Source organism: Streptomyces sp. NPDC055025, from assembly GCF_053608565.1.
Genome location: NZ_JBSGVS010000017.1, coordinates 107,387 through 132,901, shown reverse-complemented (window position 1 = coordinate 132,901; position 25,515 = coordinate 107,387). Strand labels below are relative to the sequence as shown.

Here is a 25,515-nt window from a genome sequence, read left to right as displayed (position 1 = left end):
GACCAGGGCGCCGAAATGGGCGCCCACCACGCCTTCACCATCTCCACCGGCGTCCCGGTCTACTTCTGTGATCCGGCCAGCCCCTGGCAGCGCGGCTCGAACGAGAACACCAACGGCCTGCTACGGCAGTACTTCCCCAAGGGCACCGACCTGTCCGTCCACACCCGCGAGCACCTGAACGCCGTCGCCGCCGAACTCAACAGCCGCCCACGCAAAACGCTCGACTGGGAAACCCCAGCCGAGCGTCTCGCTAAGCTCCTGGCCACAGCCAGTTGATCACCTGTGTTGCAACGGCCCCTGGAATTCGCCTCCGGCCGCGGGGCCCATGCGCGTGCCCGTGTCCGGCCGTCAGCCCGGGGCGTCAGGCCGGGGCGTCAGACCCGGTCGGTCGAGCCGAGCCGCCAGAACACCGCCGAGTCGAACCAGTCGGAGGCCCGCGGATACGGTCCCTCGTCATGGCAGTGGAACGCCGCCCAGAAGATGTCCCCGCGCAGCGCGTCGGGCGGCGCGTACACGCGGTAGACGTACTGTCGCCCGTCCACGGCGAGCAGGGCGACCATCCAGTACAACGAGACTCTCCTCCTGGCCGCCGCGGTGATGGCGCGTCCGTACGTGTCGGACGCGAGGGTGCTCCATGACGGTTGCGCACGGACAGGGGGAAGGCGGGGGGAGACGGGGGAGGGCGGGTGAAGGACCGCGGTGAAGGACAGCGGTGATCGGCGGCGGTGAAGGACGGCAGGGTCGGGAAAGCGCGTCGGGAAGGCAAGGCGGCGCGAGTCCCCTGGGGGAGAGAGGGCCGCGATCTCCTACGTAAGGAGGAGAACCCGACCGGGCGCACCCAACTCCGGTGGGACGCGGAAATGCTCCCCACCGGGGATGTCGGGCGCGGAGGGGACTGATGGGGTAGGAGGGTGCAAAGCCCTCCTCCGCGGGTGCCGGACCAGACCGCACCGACCCGAGCCCACAGCGCGCCGGCGCGTGCCGGCGCCGAGCGGAGACGTGCCGCGGCCGAGGCCCGGCTCACGGCGGAACTGGTCGCCGCCCTCGCGGGATCGCGCCGCAGGGCGCTGCGCGACGGTGACGCGCAGATCGACACGGCTCATCTGCTGCACTCGCTGCTGGAGGCGGACCCCGAGGTGCAGGCGGCGTTCGACAGCGGTGACCAGGTGGTCAAGGTGCTCGGTTATCTCGTCCAGCGCAGTATCGGCTACGGACTGCGCTGGCAGCGGTCCGTGGAGGACTCGGGCGCCGTACCCGTGGTGCGGGAGCGGGCCATGAGCGGCTGGTCGCCCCAGGCCGTCACCGCCATGCGGCGCGCGCTGGAACGTGCCGCCCGCCACGGCGAACCGCGCGCCCGCGGGCTCGATCTGCTCGCCGTGCTCGTCTCGGACCGCGAGTGCCGGGCGGTCGATGTGCTCGTACGGGCGGGGGTGGACGCGGAGTCGCTGGCCGGACGGCTGTCCCGGGAGCGGGGGGAGGGCGCTCGACAGGTGTGACAAGGGTGTCGCTCCTGACGCCACCTGTCATGATGACGCCATGCATGCGTCTCAGGGGAGGAGCGTCGGCCTGGGCATCGCCCTGGCGTCGGCGTTCGCGTTCGGCGGTTCGGGAGTCGCGGCCAAGCCGCTCATCGAAGCGGGGCTCGACCCGCTCCATGTGGTCTGGCTACGGGTGACCGGCGCCGCGGTGGTCATGCTGCCGCTCGCCTGGCGCCACCGTGCCCTGCTGCTGCGCAGGCCCGCGCTGCTCGCCGGCTTCGGTCTCTTCGCGGTGGCCGGCGTGCAGGCCTTCTACTTCGCCTCGATCTCCCGTCTGCCCGTCGGGGTCGCGCTGCTGATCGAGTACTTCGGGCCGGTGATCGTCCTGCTCTGGGTGCGCTTCGTCCAGCGCCGGCATGTCACCCGCGCCGCCGCCGCGGGCGTGGTGCTCGCGGTGGGCGGACTCGCCTGTGTGGTCGAGGTCTGGGCCGGGCTGAGTGTCGACCCGGTCGGGTTGACGCTCGGGCTCGGCGCCGCCTGCTGCCAGGCGTTCTACTTCATCCTGGCCGACCAGGGCAGCGGTGGTGAGGACGCGCCGGACCCGCTGGGTGTGATCGCGTACGGGCTCCTCGTCGGCGCCGTCGTACTGACCGTCCTCGCCCGCCCCTGGGACATGGACTGGTCCGTGCTCGGCGGGAGTGCCGACATGGGCGGCTCCCAGGTGTCCGCCGGTCTGCTGCTGGGCTGGATCGTGCTGATCGCGACCGTGCTCGCCTATGTGACCGGTGTCGTCTCGGTGCGCAGACTCTCCCCGCAGGTGGCGGGCGTGGTCGCCTGTCTGGAGGCGGTCGTCGCGACCGTACTGGCGTGGGTGCTGCTGCGGGAGCATCTCTCGGCACCGCAGATCGTCGGCGGCGCCGTCGTGCTCGTCGGTGCCTTCATCGCGCAGTCGACGACACCGATGGCGCCGAGTACGCCGTCGGGACCGGTGGCGGGCGGACCCGGCGGGGAGCGGACGGCGAAGACGCCCGTGGGCGAGACGCGGTTGTCCGCCGAGCGCACCACACCATAGGGTGCCGATCATGCATTCGACCGTACTGCCGCCTCCCGCCGCTTAGCGCGGGCGGCCATCCGCTGACGAAGACCGGGCCGGGGCAGGGCTGTCCGCCGGACAGCCACTGGTTCCCGTGCGGTTCGTCGCTGCCCGCGTGACGGAGCCGAGCGACCATCCACCCGTTCTTCACACGGAGACGTCACGTGTCGATTCCTTCTTCCGCGCCCGCTTCCGGCATGCCCGCCGGTTCCGGCGGGCCCGGTTCCGGCTTGCCCGTCGGGCGGGGCCTGTTCTTTCTGATCATCGCCGGGATCGCCTGGGGGACCGCCGGAGCCGCCGGCTCACTGGTCTACCGGAGCAGCGATCTCGGCCCTCTCGCGCTCTCCTTCTGGCGCTCCGCGGGAGGGCTCGTCCTGCTGCTCGGCGCGCTCGCGCTGCGGCGGTGGCGGTGGCGTGAGCCCGTGTCCGCGGAGTCGCTGCCGCCTGCGGAGCCAGCGCTGTCCGCAGAGTCAGTGCTGCCTGTGGAGCCAGCGCTGCCTGCGGAGTCACCGCGACGGCGGCTGCTCCGTACCGTCGCGACGGGCGTCGGTCTGACCGTCTTCCAGAGCGCTTATTTCGCCGCCGTCGAGGCGACCGGTCTCGCGGTCGGCACGGTGGTCACCCTCGGCGCGGGTCCCGTGCTCATCGCGCTCGGCGCGCGCTTCACGATGGGGGAGCGGCTCGGCGGTGGCGGTCTGATCGCGGTGACCGGCGCGCTGGCCGGTCTCGGAGTGCTCGTACTGGGCGGGGAGAGCGGCGCCGTACGCCCCGCCGGGGTGGCGCTGGCGATCCTGTCGGCGGCCGGATACGCGGGGATCACCCTTCTCACCCGGCGGCTCGGGCGGGACGGCGGCGGAGCCGACGCCATGACCACCACCGCCTGGGCCTTCGCCATCGGCTCGGTCCTGCTGCTGCCGCTCGCCGTGGGCGAGGGGCTGGTGCCGCACACCGCGGAACCGGTGCGGGTGATCTGGCTGCTGGTGTACATCGCGGCCGTGCCCACGGCGCTCGCCTACGCCCTCTACTTCGCGGGGGCCGCGGTGGTGCGTGCCGCGACCGTCTCCGTGATCATGCTGCTGGAGCCGGTGAGCGCGGCGGTGATCGCGGTCGTCCTGCTCGATGAGCGGCTGACCGCCGCCACCGTGGCGGGCACGCTGCTGCTGCTCGCGGCGGTGGCGGGGCTCGCGCTGGCGGAGGCCAGGACCGCGGCCGTCCGGCGCAGGGCCGCGGCGGCGCTGGTCTGACGCCGGACGACGGCGGGGGCGCGGATCTGATGCCCGTGATCCGCGTCCCCGTCGTGCGGGAGGGCGCCTCCGCGCCGGAGAACGGCTCGCGGTACGGAGGGGCCCTCCGAGCACGCGGTACGGAGCGGCCTCAGCGCACGGAGTGATACCTCAGAGCACGGAGAGATAGTCGGGCAGGGCGACGGCCGGGTCGAGATCGTCGGCCGGCACCGGAGCGCCGTAGCCGCGCGCCAGGGGCACCACCCCGGCCCAGTGCGGCAGTCCGGCGTCCTCGGGGTCGTCATTGGGGCCGCCGGTACGGACCTTGGCGGAGACCTCGTCGAGATCGAGGCGGATCACGGCGGTCGCGGCCAGCTCACGGTCGTTGGCGGGGCGCGAGTCGTACGAGCGGCCGGGCACGACATGGTCGACGATCGCGTCGAGGGCGGCGCGGCGCTCCTCGGCGTCGGTCACCTGGCGGGCGATGCCATGGACCACGACGGAGCGGTAGTTGATCGAGTGGTGGAAGGCGGAGCGGGCCAGGACCAGACCGTCGACATGGGTGACGGTCAGACAGACCGCCAGCCCGGGAGCCTCCGTACGCCCCGAGTCCGTACCGCCCGCCATACGCAGCGGGCGCGAGCCGGTCGAGCCATGGACGTACAGCCGCTCGCCCACCCGGCCGTAGAGCGTCGGAAGGACGACCGGTGCTCCGTCGCGTACAAAACCGAGATGGCAGATATACGCCTCGTCGAGGATGGCGTGCACCAGCTCATGGTCGTACGCCGCCCGCTCCCTGGCCCGGGTCGGGACGGTCCGTGCGGTGGGCCGGTAGGCGGCGGGGGCGCTCGGTGGCGCGGTCTCCGTCATTGCGTCCTCCATTGCACTAGTGCATAGTATGCTTTGTGCTAGGAGAGTATCGGATTACGGGTCGGGGCGCGGCGGAGATTTCCGCGAGCGTGGAGCGCGCGGTCGGCGCGGGTGAGCTGACTCCAGGTCAGCTGCTCCCCCCGCTGCGGGAGCTGGCGGCACGGCTCGGGGTCAACCCCAACACCGTCGCGGCGGCCTACCGCACCTTGCGCGAGCGCGGGGTGATCGAGACCGCGGGGCGGCGGGGCAGCCGGGTGCGACCGCGCCCGGCCAGTACGGCCCGTGGATCGATCAGGGTCGACGCGCCTCCGGGCGTACGGGATGTGTCGGAGGGCAATCCCGATCCGGCCCTCCTGCCGTCCCTGCACGACGCTCTCGCCGCCGCCGCGCGCCATGACGCGCGGGAGCCGGGGCTGTACGGACAGCCGCCCATGGACGCGGAGTTCGCGCGGCTGGCCCGCGCGGATCTCGACGCCGACGGGGTGCCCGCCGGGCCCGTCGCCGTCACCTCGGGGTCGCTGGACGCGATCGAGCGGGTGCTGGCCGCCCGGCTGCGGCCGGGTGACGCGGTCGCCGTCGAGGATCCGGGCTGGGGCAGTCTGCTGGATCTCGTACCGGCGCTCGGACTGCGGCCCGTACCGGTGGGGCTGGACGACGACGGACCGCTCCCCGCCGATCTGGACCGCGCGCTGCGGGCCGGGGTCCGGGCGGTCGTGATCACCGACCGCGCGCAGAATCCGACGGGCGCCGTGGTGGGCGCGGCCCGCGCGGAGGAACTGCGCGCCCTGCTCGCGGCCCGTCCCGAGGTGCTGCTCATCGAGGACGACCACGGCCACCGCATCGTGGACGTGCCCCTGTATCCGCTTGCCGGGGCCACGGAGAGCTGGGTGCTCGTACGGTCCACGGCCAAGGCGTACGGGCCCGATCTGCGGCTCGCGGTGCTGACCGGCGACGCGGAGACCGTGGACCGGGTGCTGGGCCGGCAGCGGCTCGGCCCCGGCTGGGTGAGCCGGCTCCTCCAGCGGGCCGTCGTCCATCTGTGGACCTCGGGAGCCGTGGACGCGCGGGTGGTGGCCAGGTCGTACGGGCTGCGCCGGGACGCGCTCGTCACGGCCCTGGCGGAACGGGGAGTCGGGGCGCACGGCCGCAGCGGGATGAATGTCTGGGTGCCGGTGGCCGACGAGACCGGCGCGGTGGCGCGGCTGCTGCACATGGGCTGGGCGGTCGCGCCCGGGGCCCGCTTTCGGATGGCGGCGCCGCCGGGCGTACGGCTGACGGTGTCGTCCCTGACGGACGAGGACATCGGTCCTGTCGCCGACGCGCTGGCCTCGGCGGCGGGACCCGCGCCCGCGCGCAGCTACGGCTGACCGCGCGCGGAGCCACGGGACCACCCGCACATCACCGCACACCTATGGCCGATCGCTCGCGGACTTCGGCCGACCGCCCGGGGACTTCCTGGCCCGGCTCTGGGTGAGCGCGGCCCCGGCGAGGATGATCAGAGCGCCGACGGGGGTGTTCCAGGTCAGTTCCTCATCGAGGAGCGTGACTCCGGCCGCGGTGGCGATGACCGGGATGAAGTAGGTGACCATCGTGCCGGTCGTCGGTCCGACCTCGGCGACCACCCCGTACTGGAGCAGGATCGCCAGACCGGTGCCCAGCGCGCCGAGTATGAACACGGAGAGCAGCGGGAGCGCCGGGAACGAGGTCGGCAGTGTGGTGAACAGCGGTGTGACCAGGGCCAGTTGCGCTGTGGCGATCAGGAGCTGCGCACCGGTCAGGGAGAGATGGGAACTGCTGCTGCCCGCCAGGGTACGGCGTACGTAGATCCAGCCGACCGGATAGCTCAGCGAGGCGAGCAGGGCCATCGCCGTACCTGTGAGGTCGAGACCGGAGAAGCCCTGCCAGGCGCCCAGTACGGTCAGCACGCCGAGGAAACCCAGACCGAGGCCGGCGACCCGGCGGCGGGTGGGGCGGTCCTCGGAGAGGGCGACCAGGGAGAGCGCCATGCCCCACAGCGGCGAGGTGGCGTTGCAGATGCCCGCGAGTGTCGAGGGGATCGTCAGCTCGGCGTAGGCGAACAGCGAGAACGGCAGGGCGTTGAGGAGGAAGGCCGCGACGGTGAGATGGACCCAGGTGCGCCGTCCCCGGGGGAGCCGTTCGCGCTTGACGCCCATCGCGACGGCCAGTACCGCCGTACCGAAGAGCAGTCGGCCGAAGGTGACCTGGAACGGCGCGAAGCCATGGGTGCCGACCTTGATCAGCAGAAAGCTGAAGCCCCAGATGACCGCGAGCGCCACGAACTTGACACGCCAGTCGAAGGCGAGGCGGGTACGGGGCCGGGCCGGTGTCGAAGGCGTTGAGGGCGCGGACGCGGAGGAGGGCGCGGACGGGGAGAGAGGCGCGGACGGCGAGGAAGGTGTGGACGGGGTGGCCGTGGCGGAGGACGGGCCGGGGCGCGGCGGGGTGGCGGTGCTCATAGCGCACACGATGTCGTGGTCCATCTCGTAGAACAAGCGAGATTGTGTCCACCCTTCTGGTTAGTATCGCTTACATGTTGAATCTGGAGCGGCTACGGACCCTGGATGCCCTGGCCCGCCACGGCTCGGTGAGCGGCGCCGCCGAGGGGCTGCATGTCACGACCTCGGCCGTCTCCCAGCAGATGGCCAAACTGGAGCGCGAGGTGGGCCAGCAGCTCCTGGCCAGAAACGGGCGCGGCGTGCGGCTCACCGACGCGGGACGGCTGCTCGCCGATCACGCGGCGCGCATCCTCTCCCAGGTCGAGGTGGCACAGTCGGACATCGAGGCCCAGCGCGGCCGGGTGGTGGGGGAGGTGCGGATCTCGGCCTTCCCGACAGCGGCCCGGGGGCTCTTCCCGGCGGCGATCCGCGCCCTGCGCGAGGGCCATCCCGAACTGCGGGTCCGCTCGCGCGAGCTGGAGCCCGAGGCCGGGATCCGGGGAGTGATCAGGGGCGATCTCGATCTCGGTGTGGTGCTGGACTGGAGCAACAAACGGCTGCCCGTGCCGGGCGGTCTGGCCACCGCCCATCTCCTCGACGACGCGGCCGATGTGGCCATGCCCGTGGACCATCCGCTCGCGGGGCGCGAGGAAGTGGATCTGGAGGAGTTCGCGGACGACGACTGGGTGTCCTGGCCGGAGGGCGAGTTCTGCCACGACTGGCTGATGTTCACACTCCGCTCGAAGGGGTTCGAGCCGCGGATCGCGCATCTCGCGGGGGAGTACCACACCCAGCTCGCCCTGATCGCGGCCGGACTGGGAGTGTGTGTCGCGCCGAGACTGGGGCGCGGGGTCGTCCCCGAGGGGGTCGCGATCGTTCCCGTACGGCAGAAGATGCGCCGCCATATCCACGCCGTGTGGCGGATCGACGCGGATCGCCGCCCTTCGATCAGGGCGGCCGTCGAGGCCTTGTGCGAAGCGGCACGGATGGTGGACGGCGGCTGACGGGCCCACTCCCTGCCGACGAGGAGTGGGGCCCGCCGGCCGCCGGTCCTGTGGTCCTCCGTCAGGCGAGTGTGATCGAGTCGCCGGTGACCGTGATCGACGCGGCGGGCAGCGGCTGCGTCGCGGGCCCGGACTTCACACTGCCGTCGGTCACACTGAACTGGCTGCCGTGGCACGGGCAGTGGATGACTCCGTCGGAGATGTCCTTCACGGCACAGCCCTGGTGTGTGCACTTGGACGAGAAGGCCTTGAACTCCCCCGCCGCGGGCTGGGTGACCACCACACCCTTGTCGGCGAAGACCATTCCGCCGCCCTCCGGGATGTCGGTGGTCTTCGCGAGGACATCACCCCCGCCGGCGCCGTCCGCGCTGTCCCCGCCCGCCGCCGGATCCCCGCCCGCGGGCGAGTCGGCGGCCGGGTCCGACCCCGGCGCGCTGTCCGAAGACGTGCTGTCCGAATCGCCGCACGCGACGAGCGCCGCGCCCAGCCCCGCCGCTCCGGCCGCGGCGACCACGGTCCTCCGCGTCACGATCCGTGCGGACCCCTGCCATGCGGTCATACCCAGCTCCGTTCCGACGGCCGGCTCTCGATCGGCCGGTTCACCGGGAGATACGCACACGAATACTGTGATGTTCAAGCACCCAGAGACTTTCTGAAGAAGTCGAGCTCCCGCAGGAGCAGCCGGTCCGCCACACCCTCCTCGACCACGAGATGGCCCGTACCGGGCAGCGGCAGTACGGAGTGCGGCCGGCCCGCCGCGAGCAGGGCCGCCGAGAGACGGAGCGTATGTGCCGGGACCACATTGTCGTCGGCGAGTCCATGGACGAGCAGCAGTGGACGGGTCAGCCGTTCGGCGTACGGGGGCAGTGAGCAGCGCTCGTACGCGTCGGACTGGACGTCCGGATGGCCGAGGTAGCGCTCCTCCCAGTACGTGTCGTACAACCGCCGGTCGGCCGGGGGCGCGCCCGCGACCGCGGCGTGGAACACATCGGGCCGGTGCAGCACGGCGCCCGCCGCCAGATAGCCGCTGAACGACCAGCCACGGATCCCGACCCGCGCCAGATCCAGGGCGTCGTACCGCTCGGCCGCCGCGTGCAGCGCGTCGATCTGGTCCGTCAGGACGGGCGTCAGCCGGTCACCTGCGATGGCGCGCTGCCACTCCACCCCGCGCCCCGGAGTGCCGCGCCCATCGGTGGCCAGCACCGCGAAGCCCTGCTCGGCGAACCACTGGCACACGGCGGTGTACCAGGCGCTCGCCCGCGTGACGACCTGCATACCGGGTCCGGAGTACGGGCTGAGCAGCACCGGCAGTCCGCCCGAGCCCGTCTCGTACCAGGACGGCAGATGGAGCCGGGTGCGCAATTCCCGCTCGCCCAGCACGAGATGGAGCGGCCGGGGGGTGACCAGGGGCTCTTCGGCGAGGACCGCGATCCGGCCGGCGGGCTCGCCGCCACGCAGCACCGTCACCCGCCGGCCGTCCGGGGTCGCGCTGTCGAGGACGAGCGTGTCACCCCCGGCGGTGGCCCGGTGCACACCGGGCTCGCCGGTCACCCTGATGAAGCCGCGCTCCGGTCCGTACGACCACACATGGACCTCGGTCGGCTCCTCGCTCGCGGTGAACCAGACCTGTTCGCCGGCCGCGCCGAGCACCTCACGGACATGGAGTCCGGCCGGGGCGGGGACCCCGCCGATCCGGATCGAGCGGGCGTCGCCGTGTACGTACGGCAGGACCGGCACGCCGGACGCGGTGTGCAGCGGCGCTCCCGCCGGGAACTCCACCCAGTGGGTGTCGGTGTGGCGGGACAGCGGTTCGACGGCTCCGGTCGCCGGATCCGCGCGCAGGATCCACACCGTGCGCTGGTCCCGGGTCTGGAGGCTGATCACCGGGCCGACGCCTTCCCACTCCGCGCTCACCACGTACTCGAAGGCGAGGTCCTGCCAGAGCCCCTTCGGCGCCTCCTCCTCGGGTGCCCGTTCGGGGAGCAGGACCGGTGTGTGGCCGCCCCCGACCGTGACAACACGCAGCGCTGTCCGCGCGTTGGCCGTGCCCGCCGCCGGATAGGGGATCGCGCGGGGCGGCCGGGCGGGGTCGGACGGATCGCCGATGTACCAGCGCGCCACCATCGAGGTGTCGACCCGGGCCACGAGGAGTGCGTCGCCCGAGGGCGACCACCAGTAGCCGCGCGATCTGCCGATGGACTCCACGGCGGTGTGGTCGGCCAGACCGTAGGTCACCTCGGGCGCCTCGGGTTCGGCGAGCGGCCGGTCCTGGCCGCCGTCGGTCCGTACGAGACGGAGGGCGCCCCCGGTCACATAGGCGATCAGGGTTCCGTCCGGGGAGGGGCGCGGGTCGGTCACCGGTCCGGCGGTGGGGATACGCCGGGGCGTGCCACCGTCCGTTCGTACCACCCAGAGCGCGCCTCCCAGCGCGAACGCCACCACGCGCGCCTCGCGGTCGGTGGCGTACGCCACCACCGCCGTGGCGGTCTCGCTGAGCGTTGCCGGGTCGGCGAGCATCCGTTCCTCGCCGTTCTCGTACAGCCACAGAGGTGTGCGCGGATCGACGCCGGAGACGGACCGTACGAACAGCACGCGCTCGCCGTCCGGGGAGACCGTGAACCGGCGGGGGACACCGAGCGTGAAGCGCCGGGTACGGGCGAACTGACGGGGGAACGCGTTGACTTCCACGGTCCGCGTGGACTGTGCGGGTTGCATGATCGGTGTGATCTTCCTGTTCTGTAGGGGTGGGGTGGAGCGGGGTGGTGCGGTGCGGTGCGGTGCGGGGGAAGCGTGTGACCGCTGGCGTGCTCTGCCCGCCGGTGGTCGTTGGCCGTCTTCCCACGCCGGCGTTACGCGGGATCTCCGAGAGACCCAGGAGGTGCCGGAGCCCGGTCCGGCCTCAGCCGGCGTGCCGCCGCTCCGGCGGACCTGGTCGCCGTCGAACTCGGAAGATTTTCTGGGAACTCGCTTCCAGGAGCGGCAGTTGAAAGGATGCCCACGCCCCCGCGGCCACCTCACGTGCGCCGCGGGTCAGTCATGCCGACAAGAAGGGATGCGACATATGGACGACATCTTCGGGGAAATCATCGAGGAGATCGCGGAAGAGACGGCCGAGGAGATCGGCGGCGAAATCGCCGAAGAGGCCGTCGAAGGACTCTTCGACTGACCAGTCATCCATGGGATGCGGCAGCGGTCCGACCCGCACCGCATCCCATGGACACCGCATCCCCTGGACGAAGACGCCGGTGGCCCAGCGACGCCGACGCGCCCCCGCCCGCGCCCCCGCCCCCGCCCGCAGTTGGGCGACAGCTCACTGGATCAGGTCGGTGTGCGGATGCTCCGGAGACGCCGGGCAGACATAGAGCTGCAGATTGTCGGTGCTGCCGACTTCGACCGCGGTCGGCTGCGCCGGGTTCTGGCCAGCGATGTGACCGGCGGAGAACGCGGCGGCTTGATCCTCGTACGGTGCCCAGCCGCGCGTACCGCCGTCCCACTCGAATGAGGCGATGGTCAGCAACGGGACCATCCGAGCGTCGCAGACGGCGCAGAACCGAGGATACGGGTCGGTGCGGCCCCACGGGGGCCAGCCGCCGACCTTCCAGCCGGGAGCGTAAGCCAGCTCACAGTCATAGAACTCCTCCGGATAGTCCGCGTACGAGCTGTCCACGCCGACGTCGGCTGCTTGCCATATGCTCCAGTCCTCCAGTCCCTGCCGCATCTCCGCGCTCAGATCGAGGCGGTTGGGGTACTCGGTGATCTGTTCCGGTGCCAGCAGACACGGCTCCGGCACATAGCCTTCCCAGTCCGCCTCGTACGGTTCCGGCGGCACGGCGAGGACATCGCCCACCTCCGTGGCGGACCGCCAGAACAGTGCGGTCGACGGCTTGGCGTGCGGTTTGTGGTCGTAAGGGCACCACAGCACCTGGAGCAGGTCCGCCTGTCCGGGTGGCCGCAACAGGGGTACGTCGCGCACATACAGCTGGGCCACCGGCAGCATGGGGACCGGCGACTCCGCGGGCCACGGAGGGCCGGCCTCGAGTCGCTCCATGAACATCGCGTCGTTGCGCTCCCTGATCGCGGCCTCCTCGGGCGTGTACTGAGGACCACGGGGATCACGGTGCAGCCGGGCCCGCGTGAGCCTCTTGAGCCGCACTTCCGCCGGTGACTGGCACACTCCGCTGCCCGGGTGCGAGCTTTCGCAGTGCGGCCACGGCTCCTCGGCCGGCCACAGCAACGGTCCTCCGACCGAGCTGTCCCGCACCGAAGGCGACCCGGCACGAGGGTGCAGCCGAATCGCGGCTCGCGCCAACGGCGCCAGCTCGGGAAAGACCGCGATGACGTCGACAGGCCGCGGTGGAGTGGTACGTACGAAGACCATACCGGCGATCCTGCCAACAACCACTGACAGACCCGGTGCTGACGCGATGTGCACCGACTCGTTCATCCGGATCGGTTCCGGAGCAGTTCCGGAGCATGACAGGTGCATTGAACTCCCAGGCCGGGCATACGGCTTCAGGCCCCGCGTTCGCGGCCGAGTCACCGCCTTCCCCACTTGGTTCAAGGCGGCTCGGCGAGGAAGGTGAAGATCTTCCGGAACGCGATCTTGCTTCCTAAGCTCTGGCCATGACTTCACAGAAGGACCAGCGGCGCCACGCGCTCGCCGAGTTGCGGGAGCTGGCTGGTCTGCCGCTGAGCGCCGGGCAGATCTTCCGGAGGGCCGACGAGGTGCTGCGCGGGGCTCTGGGGTACGACGGGGTGTGCTGGCACGGCACCGACCCCGCGACCGGTCTGGTCACCTCGGTGCTCACCGACGATCTGCGGCTGGAGGATTTCCGGCAGGCGGTGGAGCTGGAGATCTGGACCGAGGACGTTTCCCAGTTCGCCGATCTGAGGCGCGGCGGCCGCACGGCCGAATCGCTCAGCCGGGCAACGCTGGGCCGCCCGGGTACGAGCCGGCGCTTCCGCGAGCAGATAGCCCCGGCCGGGTTCGGTGACGAACTGCGGGCCCTGTTCGACGCCGCGGGCGCCTCCTGGGGCTGCGCCGCCTTCATGCGCGCCCCGGACCGGGGCGCCTACCGCTCCGGTGAGGTGGCGTTCGCCCAGCGCGCGGCCCGCCTCCTCGGTGTGGCCCTGCGGCGCAGCCAGATGCGTGCCGTGGCCGTAGGTTCGGCGGCGGGCGAGCACCCGCTGGCGGTACTGCTCCTGGACTCCCGCAACCGGGTGGTGCGCGCCGACGATCGGGCCGAGGTGCTGCTCAAGGAGATCGCCGACGACGCGGTGGGGGTCTTCGAGGTACCGACCGCGCTGCTGATGGCTGTGGAGCAGGCCAGGGCGGCGAAGGCCGCGGCGGGTGTGCCGCCGCGGTTGCGGGTCCGTACGCACGCGGGGGAGTGGTTCGTGCTCAGCACCTCGATCATGGGCAGCGCCGCCGACCACATGGCGGCGGTGGTGATCACCCCGGCGAGCGCGGCCGACGTCATGCCCGTGGTGTTCGCCACGTACGGACTGACCGTCCGCGAACGCGAGGTGGCCGTGCAGGTTCTGCGGGGCAGTGACACCCGGGAGATCGCCCGGGTGCTGTCCCTGACCCCACTGACCGTGCAGGACCACCTCAAGTCGGTGTTCACCAAGGCGGGGGTCCGCAGCCGGCGCGACTTCGTGGCCCGCCTCGTCGCCTCGCAGGTACCGGAGATCTGGCACTGATCCCGAGCCGGACGTCCTCCCCGGCCTCCGGGACACCGCCGCTCCGCGACACCCGGCTCCGGTCGCCACACGGCGGCGGGGGCGGAGCGCCTCGGCTCCGCCCCCGTGCCCCCGTGCTCCGTTCGGTGCGCGCTTACGGGCCGCAGTCGATGATGGTGGTGGAGACCCAGTGATCCTCGTAGTAGACGCTGAAGGTCTGGATGCTGCAGAGGGTGATGCCCTGGTACGACTTGATGCCGCCGCCTCCGTCGGCTCCGCCGCCGCTGCCCGTGTCGCCCGGCAGGCTCACCAGGGTGCCGTCCCCGTAGGCCGTGCTGCCGTTGCCGCCGCCTGTGGGGGCGTGTGCGGGCACCGACGCGGGGGCCTTGCAGTTCGCGCCCTCACGGAGGATATCCGCGTTCTCGGACGCCTGGGTCTTGAACTGGGCGGCGTAGGCGGTCTTCAGCAGCGCCTGATTCGCCAGCGGCCAGGTGTCCGCCCTGACGGCGGCGATGAACAGGGTGGCGTAGGAGAAGTCGGTGGCGCCCATGCTGTACACCATGTCGATCAGGACAGCTCTGCGGTTCGGCAGCAGCGTGTACCACAGATCGGGGAAGATCTCCTTGAGCGTGGTGATCGCCGCGTTGAAGTCGGCCTCGAAGAGCGTGATGATCTGGAACGAGGTGAGGTTCTGGCTGCCGTTGCGCACCGCGTTGTAGTCGGCGCCCACGGCGGCGAGCAGGGCCGGGGCGTCCGGGCGGTCGAGGTTGAACCCGACGCCGACGGTGGGGTGGCCCTGGGCGCTGATGTAGACGTGCGGGTCGCCCTTCACACCGTTCGCACTGTGGTGTCCGGCGACGTATGCCTTGGTCTCCTCCATGGTCATCTGCGGAGGTCTGGGCGCCTCAGGAGCCGGGTCCGTCGGGGACGGGAACTTCGGCGGATTGGGCCTCGGCGGGCAGCCGGTCGCCGCGGCGGCGGGGGTGGTGGTGACAACCGGCACCACGGCCAGGGCCGAGGCGGCCAGCACGGCGGCCAGCAGTCGGAACGGACGCGATCTGTATCGGGACACGGCATCTCCATGGGTTCTGGGGGGATGCGCTCATGATCGGGTCCGTCGCCGCCCCGGTACCATCCCGGAAATCTGGGGATTCTTGGAACCGGTCCCGGGGGGCGGTTTCCAGGTGCCGCGGCACAGCTGTGCCTTGATCATGCTGGGCGCCGGATAGTCCGTCGTAACCTTGGCGAGGTGGCTCGGGCACTCCTCGCCCGCGATCACCGCCCCTCTTATGGGGTCGTGGATTGCACGGCTGAAGACTTAGGTGGCCTGGGAAAGTGTTGAATGAGGTGACCGCAACCCGCTATGTCACGCCGTTGCGTGAGGGCGGGTCGCTTCCGGGGATCGTCGAGGCCGACGATCTCGGTACGTATGTCATGAAGTTCACCGGCGCGGGACAGGGCAGGAAGACCCTGGTCGCGGAGGTGATCTGCGGGGAACTCGGGCGCAGGCTCGGTCTGCGCGTCCCCGCACTGGTGCGGATGCAGCTCGACCCGGTCATCGGACTCTCGGAGCCGGACCAGGAAGTACAGGAGCTGCTGAAGGCGAGCGGTGGGCTGAATCTCGGTATGGACTATCTGCCGGGATCGCTCGGCTTCGACCCGCTGGCTTACCAGGTGGGTCCCGAGGAGGCCGGGCGGGTCCTCTGGTTCGACGCCGTCATCAACAACGTCGACCGTTCCTGGCGCAACCCCAACATGCTTGTCTGGCACGGTGACTTGTGGCTGATCGACCACGGCGCCACCATGATCTGGCACCACAACTGGCCCGGTGCCGAGGCCTCGGCGGCGAAGCCGTACAACGCCTCCGACCACGCGCTCGCGCCCTTCGCGCCTGATCTCGCCTCCGCCGCCGCCGAGTTGGCGCCGCTGGTCACCGAGGAACTGCTGACCGGGATCGCCGCCGACGTACCCGACGAGTGGCTGGTCGACGAGCCGGGCTTCGATTCGACCGACGCGCTGCGCCGCGCCTATGTGGAGCCGCTGCTGGCGCGCGCCGCCACGGTCCATGAACGGATCGTCCTCGACGCGCCCACCAGGCCGGACGGTCCTTCGCGGGCGCCCGGCTGGCTGGCCGGCCGGCTGGACCCCACGGCGCGCACCACGCACTCCCGGACGCGGCGGACGCCGGACGAGCAGTCGAAGAACGAGAAGGACGGCGGCCAGTGAGCGACAAGGACGTCTACGAGTACGCGCTGCTGCGTGTGGTGCCACGCGTCGAGCGCGGTGAGTGCTTCAACGCGGGGGTACTCGTCTACTGCCGTGCCCGGTCCTATGTCGCGGCCAGGACCCATCTGGACGAGGCCAAGCTGACGGCCCTCGATCCGCGGGCCGACGTGGTGGGGGTACGGGCCGCCCTGCACGCGGTCGAGAGCGTCTGCCGCGGCGGTGATCTGGCGGGGCAGGCCGCGGGGGACGACGCGGGCCGGCGGTTCCGCTGGCTGATCGCGCCGCGTTCGACGGTCGTACAGCCCGGTCCTGTACACACCGGGCTGACGGCGGACCCGAGGGCCGAGGCGGAACGGCTGCTGGAGCTGCTGGTGCGCTGACGCCGAGCGGCCCGCGCCGACGGGCACGGCGGCCGTGTGACGTCGGTTTCCCGTCCCTCTGTCGGTCCCATGGGACGTTGACACCGGGTGCCGTGCCTTCTAGCGTCTCGAATGCCGAAGCGACTAAGCGGTCGCTCAGGCTTGAGAGTCGCGGATCCCGAGGCGAGGAGAACAGAGGATGTCCACCACCGAGCAGCGCGTAGCCATCGTGACCGGGGCGGCACGTGGCATCGGCGCCGCCACCGCGCTGCGACTGGCGGCGGAGGGCCGCGCCGTCGCCGTACTCGACCTGGACGAGACGGCCTGCAAGGAGACCGTCGGGAAGATCACCGCGGCGGGCGGCACCGCGCTCGCGGTCGGCTGCGACGTCTCCGACAGCGCGCAGGTGGAGGCCGCCGTCGCGCGGGTCGCCGCCGAACTGGGCCCGCCGACGGTCCTCGTCAACAACGCGGGGGTGCTCCGCGACAATCTGCTCTTCAAGATGAGCGAGTCCGACTGGGACACCGTGGTGAACGTCCATCTCAAGGGCGCGTTCCTGATGGCCCGCGCCTGTCAGAAGTACATGGTGGACGCCGGGTTCGGCCGTATCGTCAGCCTCTCCTCCAGCTCCGCGCTGGGCAACCGGGGCCAGGCCAACTACGCCGCCGTCAAGGCCGGTCTCCAGGGCTTCACCAAGACCCTCGCCAAGGAACTGGGCAAGTTCGGTGTCACGGCCAACGCCGTGGCTCCCGGCTTCATCGTCACCGAGATGACGGCCCAGACCGCCGCCCGTGTCGGTATGGGCTTCGAGGACTTCCAGGCCGCCGCCGCGAGCCAGATCCCCGTCCAGCGCGTGGGCAGGCCGGAGGACGTCGCGAACGCCATCGCCTTCTTCGCGGGCGACGACGCGGGCTTTGTCTCCGGCCAGGTCATGTATGTGGCCGGTGGACCCCTCAACTGAGCCGGGCGAGCGGGGACATGGGACAGGGACATGGGGACGGGGCAGGGAGGCAGGGATATGACCGACGGGACGGAGCGGGGCCGGCAGGCGCCCGACAGCGGCAAGGTCGCGCTGATCACGGGCGCGAGCCGGGGCATCGGATACGGCGTCGCCGAGGCGTTCGTCGCCCGTGGCGACCGGGTGTGCATCACCGGCCGTGGCGAGGAGGCGCTCAAGGAGGCGGTGGAACGGCTCGGGTCCGACCGGGCGATCGGGGTGGCGGGCAAGGCGCATGACGAAGCGCACCAGGCGGTCGCCGTGGAGCGCGTCATGGAGGCGTTCGGCCGGGTCGACTATCTGGTCAACAACGCCGGTACGAACCCGGTCTTCGGCCCGATGGCCGAGCTGGACCTCAATGTGGCCCGCAAGGTGTTCGAGACGAATGTCGTCTCGGCGCTCGGCTTCGCCCAGCTCACCTGGCGGGCCTGGCAGCGGGAGAACGGCGGCGCGATCGTGAACATCGCGTCGGTCGCCGGGATCTCGGCGTCGCCGTTCATCGGCGCGTACGGCATGAGCAAGGCCGCGATGGTCAATCTGACCCTCCAGCTCGCGCACGAGTTCGCACCGGCCGTGCGCGTCAACGCGATCGCGCCCGCCGTGGTCAAGACACGGTTCGCGCAGGCGCTCTACGAGGGCAGGGAGAGCGAGGTGGCCGCCGCCTATCCGCTGGGGCGGCTCGGGGTGCCCGAGGACATCGGGGGCGCCGCGGCGTTCCTCACCTCGGACCAGTCGGACTGGATCACCGGTCAGACCCTGGTGGTCGACGGCGGGATCTTCCTCAACGCCGGGGTGGGGTGAACACGGGAGCGGACACGCACTCGCGCGGGTGAACAGGGGGCGCGGACGACCTCTCCAAAAGCCCCACCGGATCACCGTATTGATTCGGCCAACGCTGCGGTATGGTCTGCCGATCCATGGCTGAACAAGGAGTGTGAAGTGTTCAACCGGACCAGTCGGCAGGCCGCCGCGGCCCTCGCGTCCATGTCCCTTCTCGCGGGATGCGGCTTATTCTCGGACGACGAGGAGGAGGCGGCGCAGAAGATAACCGTCGGTACGACCAGTGAGCCACCCACGCTCGATCCCGCGGCGTCCTGGGACAACGGCTGGGAGATGTTCCGCAACGTCTTCCAGACATTGGTCGCCTTTCCCACCGGCAGCTCGTATCCCCAGCCCGACGCCGCCCGGCACTGTGAGTTCGCCGACGCGTCGAACCAGGTCTTCCGCTGCACACTGCGCGAGGGGCTGACGTTCTCGGACGGCGGCAAGCTGGACGCGGCGGCCGTCAAGCACTCCTTCGACCGGATCCTGAAGATCAATGTACAGGGTGGTCCCGCCGGTCTGCTGGAGTCCCTGGAGCGGGTGGAGACACGCGGCGACGACACCGTCGTCTTCCGGCTGAAGAAACCGGACGCGACCTTCCCCTTCATCCTGGCCACACCCGCCATGTCCATCGTGAACCCGGCGGAGTACCCGCTGGGCAAGCTGAGACAGGACGGCAAGGTCAGCGGTTCGGGACCGTACGAACTCGCCTCGTACGTCACGGGCGACCACGCGGAGCTGACCAGGAACGAGCGGTACGCGGGGTTCGCCGACCGCAGGAACAACGGCGTCACGATCAAGTACTTCAAGGACTCCGGCACCCTCTTCGACGCGCTGAAGAAGGAGGAGATCGACACCATCTACCGCGGTCTCACCTCGGAGCAGGTCGTCGAACTGGAGGAGAAGAAGCGGGAGAACGAGGCCCTCCAACTGGTCGAGACGGTCGGCGCCGACATCCGCTATCTGGTGTTCAACCCCGCGGACCCGGCCGCCGGGCAGCTCGCCGTACGGCAGGCGGTCGCCCAGATCGTGGACCGTGACGCGCTGGTCGCCAAGGTCTACCAGGGCACGGCGGAGCCGCTCTACTCGATGGTCCCCAAGGGCATCGCGAGCCACGCCACCAGCTTCTTCGACCAGTACGGCGACCCCGATGCGGACAAGGCGAGCGCCATTCTCGCGGAGCAGGGCATCGAGACCCCCGTACCCCTCACGTTCTGGTACACGACGGACCGGTACGGATCGGGCACGGCGGCGGAGTTCGGCGAGCTGAAGCGCCAGCTCGAAGCGTCGGGACTGTTCAGGATCACCTTGCACGGCAAGCCGTGGAAGCAGTTCCAGGCGGGCTACCAGAAGGGGCAGTACCCGGTCTTCGGCCGTGGCTGGTTCCCCGACTTCCCGGATCCGGACAACTTCATCGCCCCCTTCGTGGGCAAGCACAACGCGCTGAGCACGCCGTACGAGAGTCCCGAGATCACCCAGACCCTGCTGCCCCAGTCGCGCATGGTGAGCGACCGCGCGGCGGTCAACAGGCATTTCGCGCGGGCCCAGGAGATCTTCGTGGCGGACGTACGGCTGCTGCCGCTCTGGCAGGGCAAGCTGTATGTCGCCTCCAGGGACGACATCGCGGGCGGCGAGCGCGCGCTCGATCCGCAGACGGTGATGCAGATGTGGGAGCTGTACCGCAAGGCGAGCTGGTAGCGAGCCGCCGACGGGCGGGCGGGCAGGGCCTGGGCGGCTCCCCGGCGCCCCGGCTCCCCGGTCGGCCTCCGGGGCGGGGGCGGGGGCCGTTGTCAGTGCCCACCGGTAGGTTCAGTGGTGCACAAGTGATCGCTTACCGGAGGTTGTTGACGTGACCGACACCGACATGCTGCCCGAGTCCTGGCGTGGCGTCCTCGGCGAAGAGCTGGACAAGCCCTACTTCAAGGAGCTGGCCGACTTCGTCGAGGAGGAGCGGGCGAAGGGGCCGGTCTACCCGCCGCGCGAGGAGGTCTTCGCCGCCCTCGACGCCACGCCGTACGACAAGGTGAAGGTCCTGGTCCTGGGCCAGGACCCCTATCACGGCGCGGGGCAGGGGCACGGGCTGTGCTTCTCCGTCCGGCCGGGTGTCAGGACGCCTCCCTCCCTGCGGAACATCTACAAGGAGATGAAGGAGGAGCTGGGCCACCCGGTCCCGGACAACGGCTATTTGATGCCGTGGGCCGAGCAGGGGGTGCTGCTGCTCAACGCGGTGCTGACGGTCCGCGAGGGCGAGGCCAACTCCCACAAGGGCAAGGGCTGGGAGAAGGTGACGGACGCGGTGATCCGCGCGGTCGCCGAGCGGCCCGACCCGGCGGTGTTCGTCCTCTGGGGTGCCTACGCGCAGAAGAAGCTTCCGCTGATCGACCAGGAGCGCCATGTGGTGGTGAAGGGGGCGCACCCCTCGCCGCTGTCGGCGAAGAAGTTCTTCGGGTCGCGTCCGTTCACCCAGATCAACGAGGCGGTGGCGGCGCAGGGCCACGAGCCCATCGACTGGCGCATCCCCGACCTCGGCTGACCGTGCCCGGCCTCGGCCGACGACGCCCGGCCTCGGCGTGGGGCCGACAGGCTCGGGTCCGCCGCCCGAGCCTGAAGGGGATTGTTCACCACGGGAGCTAGCGTCATGTTTGTCGGATTTATCGGACAGGCATGCGGAGGCGGTTGTGAGGGAGCGGCAGGAGGCGTCGGAGGACGCTGTCATGACCAGGATCGGGCAGGCGGTCATGCTCTTCCACGGCGGCGACCGCGAGGAGGCACGGAACCGGTTCGGTGCGCTCTGGACGGAGATCGGGGAGGCGGGGGACCCGCTCCATCGCTGCACGCTCGCGCACTACATGGCGGACACACAGGACGACCCGGGTGATGAACTGGCCTGGGATCTCAGGGCGCTGACCGCCGCGGACGGCATGGAGGGACTGCACGGGGACGGGGGAGCGGAGGGGGACGGGGAGACGGGGGCGGACGCCGATGGCGATGCGGGCCCCGGCGGGGGAGCGGACGCGGGCGGGGTGCGGGATGCCGATGGGGGCGGGGTACGGGACGGGGCGCGGGGCGCCGGCGGGGGACGGGCGGCGCGGTCCGGGAGCGGGCCGGCCGTGCGCGCCTTCTATCCGGCGCTCCATCTCAATCTCGCCGCCGACTATATGAAGCTCCAGCGGCCCGACGCGGCCCGGCTCCATCTGGACCGGGCACGCGACGCGGCGGACGCGCTGGGGGAGGACGGATACGGCCATGCCGTACGGGCGGGGATCGACCGCCTGGAGCGGCGGCTCCGGAAGCGGTGAGCCCCGGGGCGGTGAACCCTGGGGCGGTGAGCTTCGGAGCGGTGACCCCCGGGACGGCGGTCAATTCCGGTAGGTCCGGGCGCAGATACGGGCCTCGGGACTGTCCGCTGACCAGCGGCCGTAGGCCTCGCCGAGGGCACAGAGATCGGCGACGGTGGCCGGTGCCTCGACGGGCTCGGGGGAGCGCCGCCGCTCGGGCCGCTCTCGGGGGCGTTCCTGCCGCGGTGGTACGGGCGTGTGCCCGCCCCGGGGCCGCTCGGGGCCGGACGTCCGGTCGGGGGAGAGCGTCTGCTCGGGGGCGGACCGGCGGGGTTCGGGGGAGGACAGCGGGGCGGGTTCCGGGCTCCGGGTGGGGAAGATCGCTTCCAGCGCCTCCCTGGCCGGTGCCTGGACGATCTGCGGTCGCGCGCCGCCGGCCCCGGGAGCCCCGCTGCTCGCCCCCGGCCGAGGTACGGACACGGGCGTCGGCCGTCCCTCCACGGACACACATCCGGAGACGGCCGTGACCACCATTCCCATCAGGACCATCGCTGCGCTTCTCGTTCGGTGCACGCGCGCAACTCTGCTGGTCGGGAAGGCCGTTGGGGAGCTTAAGGGCGCGGATTGGCCCGGACGGGTGACACCGCGCCGAGGCTGGGGCCCGGGGGTGCGGGATCACGGGGCGTGGGATCGGGGGCGTCGGCCCGGGGGCGCGGGTCAGTCGCCCGTCGCGCCGTCGATCCGCTCCCGGATGAGGTCCGCGTGGCCGTTGTGCCGTGCGTACTCCTCGATCATGTGGGTGTAGATCCAGCGGAGGTTGAACGGCTCGCCCGTTTCCCGGGTCCGCCGGCCGGCGCCCAGGTGGGCGAGGGAGTGCGGAGCGGCCAGCTCACGGGCGCGGGCGATCTCGGCCCGCCAGGTGGTGTACGCCTCGTCCCAGGTGTCGTTCTCGCCGGGATGGAAGTCCCCGTCCGGATCGGCGTCGGTGCAGTAGATCGGCCCGGCCTGCTCGTCGGCCAGCGTTCCGCGGAACCATGCCCGCTCCACCTCGGCCATGTGCCGTACGAGACCCAGCAGGCTCAGTTCCGAGGGCGGTACGGAGGCCTCCCGGAGCTGTGCGTCGTCCAGCCCCGCGCATTTCAGCGCCAGCGTCTCGCGGTGGTAGTCCAGCCAGCCCTCCAGCATCTCGCGTTCGCCCGCGAGGGTGGAGGGTTCGGTGCGTGCGGTTGTCGTCATGGCGGTCATCCTCACGTACGGACCGGTGTCGTCGCGAAGCCTTATTCGCCGCGCACCGCCACGCGCCCGCCGAGCGCCCGCCGCGTACCGCCACGCACCGACCGAGCACCCGCGCGCCCGCCGGGCACTCCTGCTCGCCCCACGGCGCACGTATGCTTCCGGGGCACCCGTCGGGCGTGGACCGGAACGCACCGGGGTGGACAGGAAGAGGGAGGCTCCCGTGAAGGTCGGCGTCATCGGGCTCGGCGACATCGCGCAGAAGGCGTATCTGCCGGTACTCACCACCCTGCCCGGGGTCGAGCCGCATCTCCACACCCGCACCCCGGCCACCCTGGCGAGGACCGCCGAGACCTACCGCGTCCCGGCCGCGCACCGCCACTCCGGCCTCGACGCGCTCCTCGCCCAGGGACTCGACGCCGCGTTCGTCCACGCGCCGACCACCGTGCACGCCGAGATCGTGACCCGGCTGCTGGAGGCGGGCGTACCGACCTATGTCGACAAACCGATCGCGTACGAACTCGCCGACTCGGAGCGCGTGGTGGCCCTCGCCGAGGAGCGCCGCGTCAGCCTCGCCGTCGGCTTCAACCGCCGCTTCGCACCCGGCTACGCCCAGTGCGTCGAGCACCCGCGCGAGCTGATCCTGCTGCAGAAGAACCGCGTCGGTCTGCCCGAGGACCCCCGCACCTTCGTCCTGGACGACTTCATCCATGTCGTCGACACCCTGCGCTTCCTGCTCCCGGGACCCGTCGAGCACACCGACGTACGGGCACGGGTACGGGACGGGCTGCTGCACCATGTCGTACTCCAGCTCTCCGGCGACGGCTTCACCGCCATCGGTGTGATGAACCGGCTCAGCGGCTCCACCGAGGAGATCCTCGAAGTGTCCGGACAGGACACCAAGCGGGCCGTCCACGATCTCGCGACGGTCGTCGACCACAAGGGACAGCCGAGCGTGCGGCGGCGCGGCGACTGGGTTCCGGTGGCCCGCCAGCGCGGCATCGAGCAGTGCGTACTGAACTTCCTCGACGCCGTACGGGCCGGACAGCTCGTCAGCGCACAGGATGCGTTGCGGACTCATGAGCTGTGCGAGCGGGTGGTACGAGCGGTACTGGACCAGGCCGCTTCCTGAACGAGCGCGCGCCGTCCGTGGCGCAGAGCGCCGCCAGCACGGCGAGGGCCGCGTAGACCGCCCAGTCGCCGTACTCGACGTACGGAGTCGTGCCCCGGGCCAGCGGAACGTCGAACACGCCGGTGGCGCTCCGGTCCGTACCGATCCCGGCGCCCACCCGCCCGCCGTCCGGCCCGAACACCGCGCTGATGCCCGTCAGCGTGGCATGCGCCATCGGCCGGCCGGTCTCCGCGGCCCGCAGTGCCGCCAGCGAGGCGTGCTGCTCCGGCGCCCAGCTCCCCTGGAACGTGGACGTCGAGGACTGCGCGACCAGGAGCTGCGCGCCGTCCCGGACCAGCCGCCTGCTCATGTCGGGGAACGCCGACTCGAAGCAGACCAGCGGCCCGAACCGCAGCCCGCCCCTGCCCTCACCCGGCAGGACCATCACCACCTGGCGGGTGCCGCGCACGCGGTCCTCACCCGCCGCCCTGCCCACCGAGGTGGCCCAGCCCAGGGCGGCACGGGCCGGTATGTACTCGCCGAAGGGCACCAGCCGCATCTTGTCGTACGTATCCCCTGTCGGGCCGTTCGGACCGACCAGGACAGCGCGCTTGAATATCCCGGCCGTCCCCGCCGCGTCCGTGCTGCGCGCGTCGACATTGACGAGTATCTCGGCGCCGACGGCGCGGGAGAGCACGGCGAGCCGCGCCGCCAGATCGGGTCTGGCCGCCAGATCCGCGGAGACGCTGCTCTCCCCCCAGACCACCAGATCGAGATCCTGCCCGGCCAGGGCGCGGGTCAGGGTCTCGCCCCGCGCGAACCGGCGCTCGCGGGCATCGGCGCCCTCGACGACACCCGGCTGGACGACCGCGATCCGTGCCGTGCCGGAGCGCTCGGGCTCCGGCGCCCAGATCCACACCGCGATCACGGTGAGCGCGCACAGCAGGAGGGACAGGGCGGCGGCGAGATGCCGTGCCGGACGTACCGGGCCCACGAAGATCGACCGGACAGGGCCTGGGCGCGGTCCTGCCAGGGGGAGCGGGAGCAGCGCGGTGAGCGCGGTGTTCACGGCGGCCACCAGCAGACTCACCAGCCAGACACCGCCCACCGAGGCGAGCCGCAGGGCGGGGGTGACCTCCCACTGGCTGGCGCCGAGCAGCCCCCAGGGTCCGCCGAGTCCCTGCCAGGACCTGATCAGTTCGACCATCAGCCACCCCGACGGCACCACCGCGACGGCCGCCGCGACGCGGCCCGGGGACGGTGTCCCGCCGAGCATGGACCGCACCAGCCACCCCCAGGGCGCCCATAGCAGCCCGAGCAGCGCGGCGAGCACGAGGAGGAACACATGAAGGCTCGGCGCCAGCCAGTGATGCACGGCGATCATGAATCCGACGCCGCCCAGCCAGCCGTCCAGGGCGGCGCGACCGCCCGTCGGAGCGGACCGTACGAGCAGCATCCAGGGCACCAGCGCGACATACGCGAGCCACCACAGGGACGGCTCGGGAAACGCGAGGGCGGGCAGTGAGCCCGCCACCACCGCGGCGGCGCCGCGCCACCACGGCGACGCCAGGCTCCGGCCGACCGGGGTCCGCATCCCAAGCGCCTCCTTAGCCCCGCCGCCCCGCCCCCGCTGTTCTCTTCCCCTGGGGAACCGCGCTGAAGCGGGAGGAGAGCGGTAGAAAG

Annotated in this window: 25 protein-coding genes; 15 read left to right on the top strand and 10 right to left on the bottom strand. The window is 71.5% G+C overall.

Going from position 1 to position 25,515, the window contains the following annotated elements; genetic code table 11:
• Positions 1–276, top strand: a 276-nt coding sequence (locus tag ACWGDX_RS13730; RefSeq protein WP_453625259.1) for an IS30 family transposase, incomplete at its 5' end; no start/stop codon positions are given.
• A 98-nt stretch (positions 277–374) separates the two neighbouring features.
• Here ACWGDX_RS13730 and ACWGDX_RS13725 read toward each other — a convergent pair.
• The gene (locus ACWGDX_RS13725) at positions 375–569 is read right to left on the bottom strand and encodes a hypothetical protein (protein ID WP_363081644.1); all 195 of its coding nucleotides are present in this window, start codon (positions 567–569) and stop codon (positions 375–377) included.
• Positions 570–911: 342 nt separating this feature from the next.
• On the opposite strand from ACWGDX_RS13725, the gene ACWGDX_RS13720 reads away from it, so the two are divergent.
• The 3 genes from ACWGDX_RS13720 to ACWGDX_RS13710 all read left to right on the top strand — a co-directional run bounded on the left by ACWGDX_RS13720 (position 912) and on the right by ACWGDX_RS13710 (position 3,815).
• Positions 912–1,496, top strand: a complete 585-nt coding sequence (locus ACWGDX_RS13720) for a Clp protease N-terminal domain-containing protein (protein ID WP_453625257.1) — start codon at positions 912–914, stop codon at positions 1,494–1,496.
• A gap of 40 nt (positions 1,497–1,536) precedes the next feature.
• Complete coding sequence (locus tag ACWGDX_RS13715; protein ID WP_453625255.1) at positions 1,537–2,550, top strand: EamA family transporter; 1,014 nt, start codon at positions 1,537–1,539, stop codon at positions 2,548–2,550.
• A gap of 218 nt (positions 2,551–2,768) precedes the next feature.
• Positions 2,769–3,815 carry a DMT family transporter gene (locus ACWGDX_RS13710; protein WP_453625265.1) on the top strand — a complete coding sequence of 349 codons (1,047 nt, stop codon included), beginning with the start codon at positions 2,769–2,771 and terminating at the stop codon, positions 3,813–3,815.
• A gap of 150 nt (positions 3,816–3,965) precedes the next feature.
• Here the strand turns inward: ACWGDX_RS13710 and ACWGDX_RS13705 are convergent, their stop codons facing one another.
• Positions 3,966–4,664 (bottom strand): pyridoxamine 5'-phosphate oxidase family protein, encoded by a 699-nt coding sequence (locus ACWGDX_RS13705; RefSeq protein WP_453625253.1) that lies wholly within the window; start codon positions 4,662–4,664, stop codon positions 3,966–3,968.
• A gap of 35 nt (positions 4,665–4,699) precedes the next feature.
• On the opposite strand from ACWGDX_RS13705, the gene ACWGDX_RS13700 reads away from it, so the two are divergent.
• Entirely contained in the window at positions 4,700–6,031 is a 1,332-nt protein-coding gene (locus tag ACWGDX_RS13700) for an aminotransferase class I/II-fold pyridoxal phosphate-dependent enzyme (protein ID WP_453625251.1), read from the top strand.
• Positions 6,032–6,073: 42 nt separating this feature from the next.
• On the opposite strand, the gene ACWGDX_RS13695 is transcribed toward ACWGDX_RS13700, so the two are convergent.
• A complete protein-coding gene (locus ACWGDX_RS13695; protein ID WP_453625249.1) occupies positions 6,074–7,141 on the bottom strand; it encodes a DMT family transporter in 1,068 nt (355 codons plus the stop codon).
• A gap of 74 nt (positions 7,142–7,215) precedes the next feature.
• Here ACWGDX_RS13695 and ACWGDX_RS13690 point away from each other — a divergent pair, with 74 nt between their 5' ends.
• Positions 7,216–8,124: a LysR family transcriptional regulator gene (locus tag ACWGDX_RS13690; protein ID WP_453625247.1), complete on the top strand. Its 909-nt coding sequence runs from the start codon at positions 7,216–7,218 to the stop codon at positions 8,122–8,124.
• A 61-nt stretch (positions 8,125–8,185) separates the two neighbouring features.
• Here the strand turns inward: ACWGDX_RS13690 and ACWGDX_RS13685 are convergent, their stop codons facing one another.
• The 3 genes from ACWGDX_RS13685 to ACWGDX_RS13675 all read right to left on the bottom strand — a co-directional run bounded on the left by ACWGDX_RS13685 (position 8,186) and on the right by ACWGDX_RS13675 (position 12,502).
• Positions 8,186–8,683, bottom strand: a complete 498-nt coding sequence (locus ACWGDX_RS13685; RefSeq protein WP_453625245.1) for a Rieske (2Fe-2S) protein — start codon at positions 8,681–8,683, stop codon at positions 8,186–8,188.
• 74 nt (positions 8,684–8,757) lie between these two features.
• A complete protein-coding gene (locus ACWGDX_RS13680; protein WP_453625243.1) occupies positions 8,758–10,839 on the bottom strand; it encodes a prolyl oligopeptidase family serine peptidase in 2,082 nt (693 codons plus the stop codon).
• Positions 10,840–11,434: 595 nt separating this feature from the next.
• On the bottom strand, positions 11,435–12,502 hold the full coding sequence (locus ACWGDX_RS13675) for a hypothetical protein (RefSeq protein ID WP_453625241.1): 1,068 nt from the start codon (positions 12,500–12,502) through the stop codon (positions 11,435–11,437).
• Positions 12,503–12,747: 245 nt separating this feature from the next.
• Between ACWGDX_RS13675 and ACWGDX_RS13670 the strand changes: the two genes are divergently transcribed.
• Entirely contained in the window at positions 12,748–13,827 is a 1,080-nt protein-coding gene (locus tag ACWGDX_RS13670) for a helix-turn-helix transcriptional regulator (protein WP_453625239.1), read from the top strand.
• Between the two features lie 133 nt (positions 13,828–13,960).
• Here the strand turns inward: ACWGDX_RS13670 and ACWGDX_RS13665 are convergent, their stop codons facing one another.
• Positions 13,961–14,878: a hypothetical protein gene (locus tag ACWGDX_RS13665; protein WP_453625237.1), complete on the bottom strand. Its 918-nt coding sequence runs from the start codon at positions 14,876–14,878 to the stop codon at positions 13,961–13,963.
• A 263-nt stretch (positions 14,879–15,141) separates the two neighbouring features.
• Here ACWGDX_RS13665 and ACWGDX_RS13660 point away from each other — a divergent pair, with 263 nt between their 5' ends.
• The 7 genes from ACWGDX_RS13660 (at position 15,142) to ACWGDX_RS13630 (ending at position 21,509) form a co-directional block, all read left to right on the top strand.
• Entirely contained in the window at positions 15,142–16,032 is an 891-nt protein-coding gene (locus ACWGDX_RS13660; protein ID WP_453625235.1) for a HipA family kinase, read from the top strand.
• A complete protein-coding gene (locus tag ACWGDX_RS13655; RefSeq protein ID WP_066955050.1) occupies positions 16,029–16,412 on the top strand; it encodes a DUF3037 domain-containing protein in 384 nt (127 codons plus the stop codon). The genes ACWGDX_RS13660 and ACWGDX_RS13655 overlap by 4 nt, the downstream gene beginning before the upstream one ends.
• A gap of 178 nt (positions 16,413–16,590) precedes the next feature.
• Complete coding sequence (fabG, locus tag ACWGDX_RS13650) at positions 16,591–17,352, top strand: 3-oxoacyl-ACP reductase FabG (protein ID WP_453625233.1); 762 nt, start codon at positions 16,591–16,593, stop codon at positions 17,350–17,352.
• Positions 17,353–17,409: 57 nt separating this feature from the next.
• Positions 17,410–18,189: an SDR family oxidoreductase gene (locus ACWGDX_RS13645; RefSeq protein ID WP_453625231.1), complete on the top strand. Its 780-nt coding sequence runs from the start codon at positions 17,410–17,412 to the stop codon at positions 18,187–18,189.
• 138 nt (positions 18,190–18,327) lie between these two features.
• Positions 18,328–19,908, top strand: coding sequence for an ABC transporter substrate-binding protein (locus ACWGDX_RS13640; RefSeq protein WP_453625229.1), 1,581 nt, complete (start codon positions 18,328–18,330; stop codon positions 19,906–19,908).
• A 151-nt stretch (positions 19,909–20,059) separates the two neighbouring features.
• Positions 20,060–20,743 (top strand): uracil-DNA glycosylase, encoded by a 684-nt coding sequence (locus ACWGDX_RS13635; protein WP_453625228.1) that lies wholly within the window; start codon positions 20,060–20,062, stop codon positions 20,741–20,743.
• A gap of 181 nt (positions 20,744–20,924) precedes the next feature.
• Positions 20,925–21,509, top strand: a complete 585-nt coding sequence (locus ACWGDX_RS13630) for a hypothetical protein (RefSeq protein WP_453625226.1) — start codon at positions 20,925–20,927, stop codon at positions 21,507–21,509.
• A 60-nt stretch (positions 21,510–21,569) separates the two neighbouring features.
• Here the strand turns inward: ACWGDX_RS13630 and ACWGDX_RS13625 are convergent, their stop codons facing one another.
• Positions 21,570–22,037 carry a hypothetical protein gene (locus tag ACWGDX_RS13625; RefSeq protein ID WP_453625224.1) on the bottom strand — a complete coding sequence of 156 codons (468 nt, stop codon included), beginning with the start codon at positions 22,035–22,037 and terminating at the stop codon, positions 21,570–21,572.
• A gap of 168 nt (positions 22,038–22,205) precedes the next feature.
• Positions 22,206–22,724 carry a DinB family protein gene (locus ACWGDX_RS13620; protein WP_453625222.1) on the bottom strand — a complete coding sequence of 173 codons (519 nt, stop codon included), beginning with the start codon at positions 22,722–22,724 and terminating at the stop codon, positions 22,206–22,208.
• 220 nt (positions 22,725–22,944) lie between these two features.
• Here ACWGDX_RS13620 and ACWGDX_RS13615 point away from each other — a divergent pair, with 220 nt between their 5' ends.
• Positions 22,945–23,853, top strand: coding sequence for a Gfo/Idh/MocA family protein (locus tag ACWGDX_RS13615; RefSeq protein WP_453625220.1), 909 nt, complete (start codon positions 22,945–22,947; stop codon positions 23,851–23,853).
• Here ACWGDX_RS13615 and lnt read toward each other — a convergent pair.
• Complete coding sequence (lnt, locus tag ACWGDX_RS13610) at positions 23,774–25,426, bottom strand: apolipoprotein N-acyltransferase (protein ID WP_453625218.1); 1,653 nt, start codon at positions 25,424–25,426, stop codon at positions 23,774–23,776. The genes ACWGDX_RS13615 and lnt overlap by 80 nt on opposite strands.
• Between the last annotated feature and the right edge of the window lie 89 nt (positions 25,427–25,515).

Excerpts from the sequence above, each read along its gene's own strand:
- ACWGDX_RS13690 (WP_453625247.1), top strand. The coding sequence starts at position 7,216 with ATGTTGAATCTGGAGCGGCTACGGACCCTGGATGCCCTGGCCCGCCAC.
- ACWGDX_RS13715 (WP_453625255.1), top strand. The coding sequence starts at position 1,537 with ATGCATGCGTCTCAGGGGAGGAGCGTCGGCCTGGGCATCGCCCTGGCG.
- ACWGDX_RS13675 (WP_453625241.1), bottom strand. The coding sequence starts at position 12,502 with ATGGTCTTCGTACGTACCACTCCACCGCGGCCTGTCGACGTCATCGCG.
- ACWGDX_RS13620 (WP_453625222.1), bottom strand. The coding sequence starts at position 22,724 with ATGACGACAACCGCACGCACCGAACCCTCCACCCTCGCGGGCGAACGC.
- lnt (WP_453625218.1), bottom strand. The coding sequence starts at position 25,426 with ATGCGGACCCCGGTCGGCCGGAGCCTGGCGTCGCCGTGGTGGCGCGGC.
- ACWGDX_RS13695 (WP_453625249.1), bottom strand. The coding sequence starts at position 7,141 with ATGAGCACCGCCACCCCGCCGCGCCCCGGCCCGTCCTCCGCCACGGCC.
- fabG (WP_453625233.1), top strand. The coding sequence starts at position 16,591 with ATGTCCACCACCGAGCAGCGCGTAGCCATCGTGACCGGGGCGGCACGT.
- ACWGDX_RS13685 (WP_453625245.1), bottom strand. The coding sequence starts at position 8,683 with ATGACCGCATGGCAGGGGTCCGCACGGATCGTGACGCGGAGGACCGTG.
- ACWGDX_RS13625 (WP_453625224.1), bottom strand. The coding sequence starts at position 22,037 with ATGGTCCTGATGGGAATGGTGGTCACGGCCGTCTCCGGATGTGTGTCC.
- ACWGDX_RS13705 (WP_453625253.1), bottom strand. The coding sequence starts at position 4,664 with ATGACGGAGACCGCGCCACCGAGCGCCCCCGCCGCCTACCGGCCCACC.
- ACWGDX_RS13680 (WP_453625243.1), bottom strand. The coding sequence starts at position 10,839 with ATGCAACCCGCACAGTCCACGCGGACCGTGGAAGTCAACGCGTTCCCC.
- ACWGDX_RS13670 (WP_453625239.1), top strand. The coding sequence starts at position 12,748 with ATGACTTCACAGAAGGACCAGCGGCGCCACGCGCTCGCCGAGTTGCGG.
- ACWGDX_RS13710 (WP_453625265.1), top strand. The coding sequence starts at position 2,769 with ATGCCCGCCGGTTCCGGCGGGCCCGGTTCCGGCTTGCCCGTCGGGCGG.
- ACWGDX_RS13630 (WP_453625226.1), top strand. The coding sequence starts at position 20,925 with ATGACCAGGATCGGGCAGGCGGTCATGCTCTTCCACGGCGGCGACCGC.
- ACWGDX_RS13645 (WP_453625231.1), top strand. The coding sequence starts at position 17,410 with ATGACCGACGGGACGGAGCGGGGCCGGCAGGCGCCCGACAGCGGCAAG.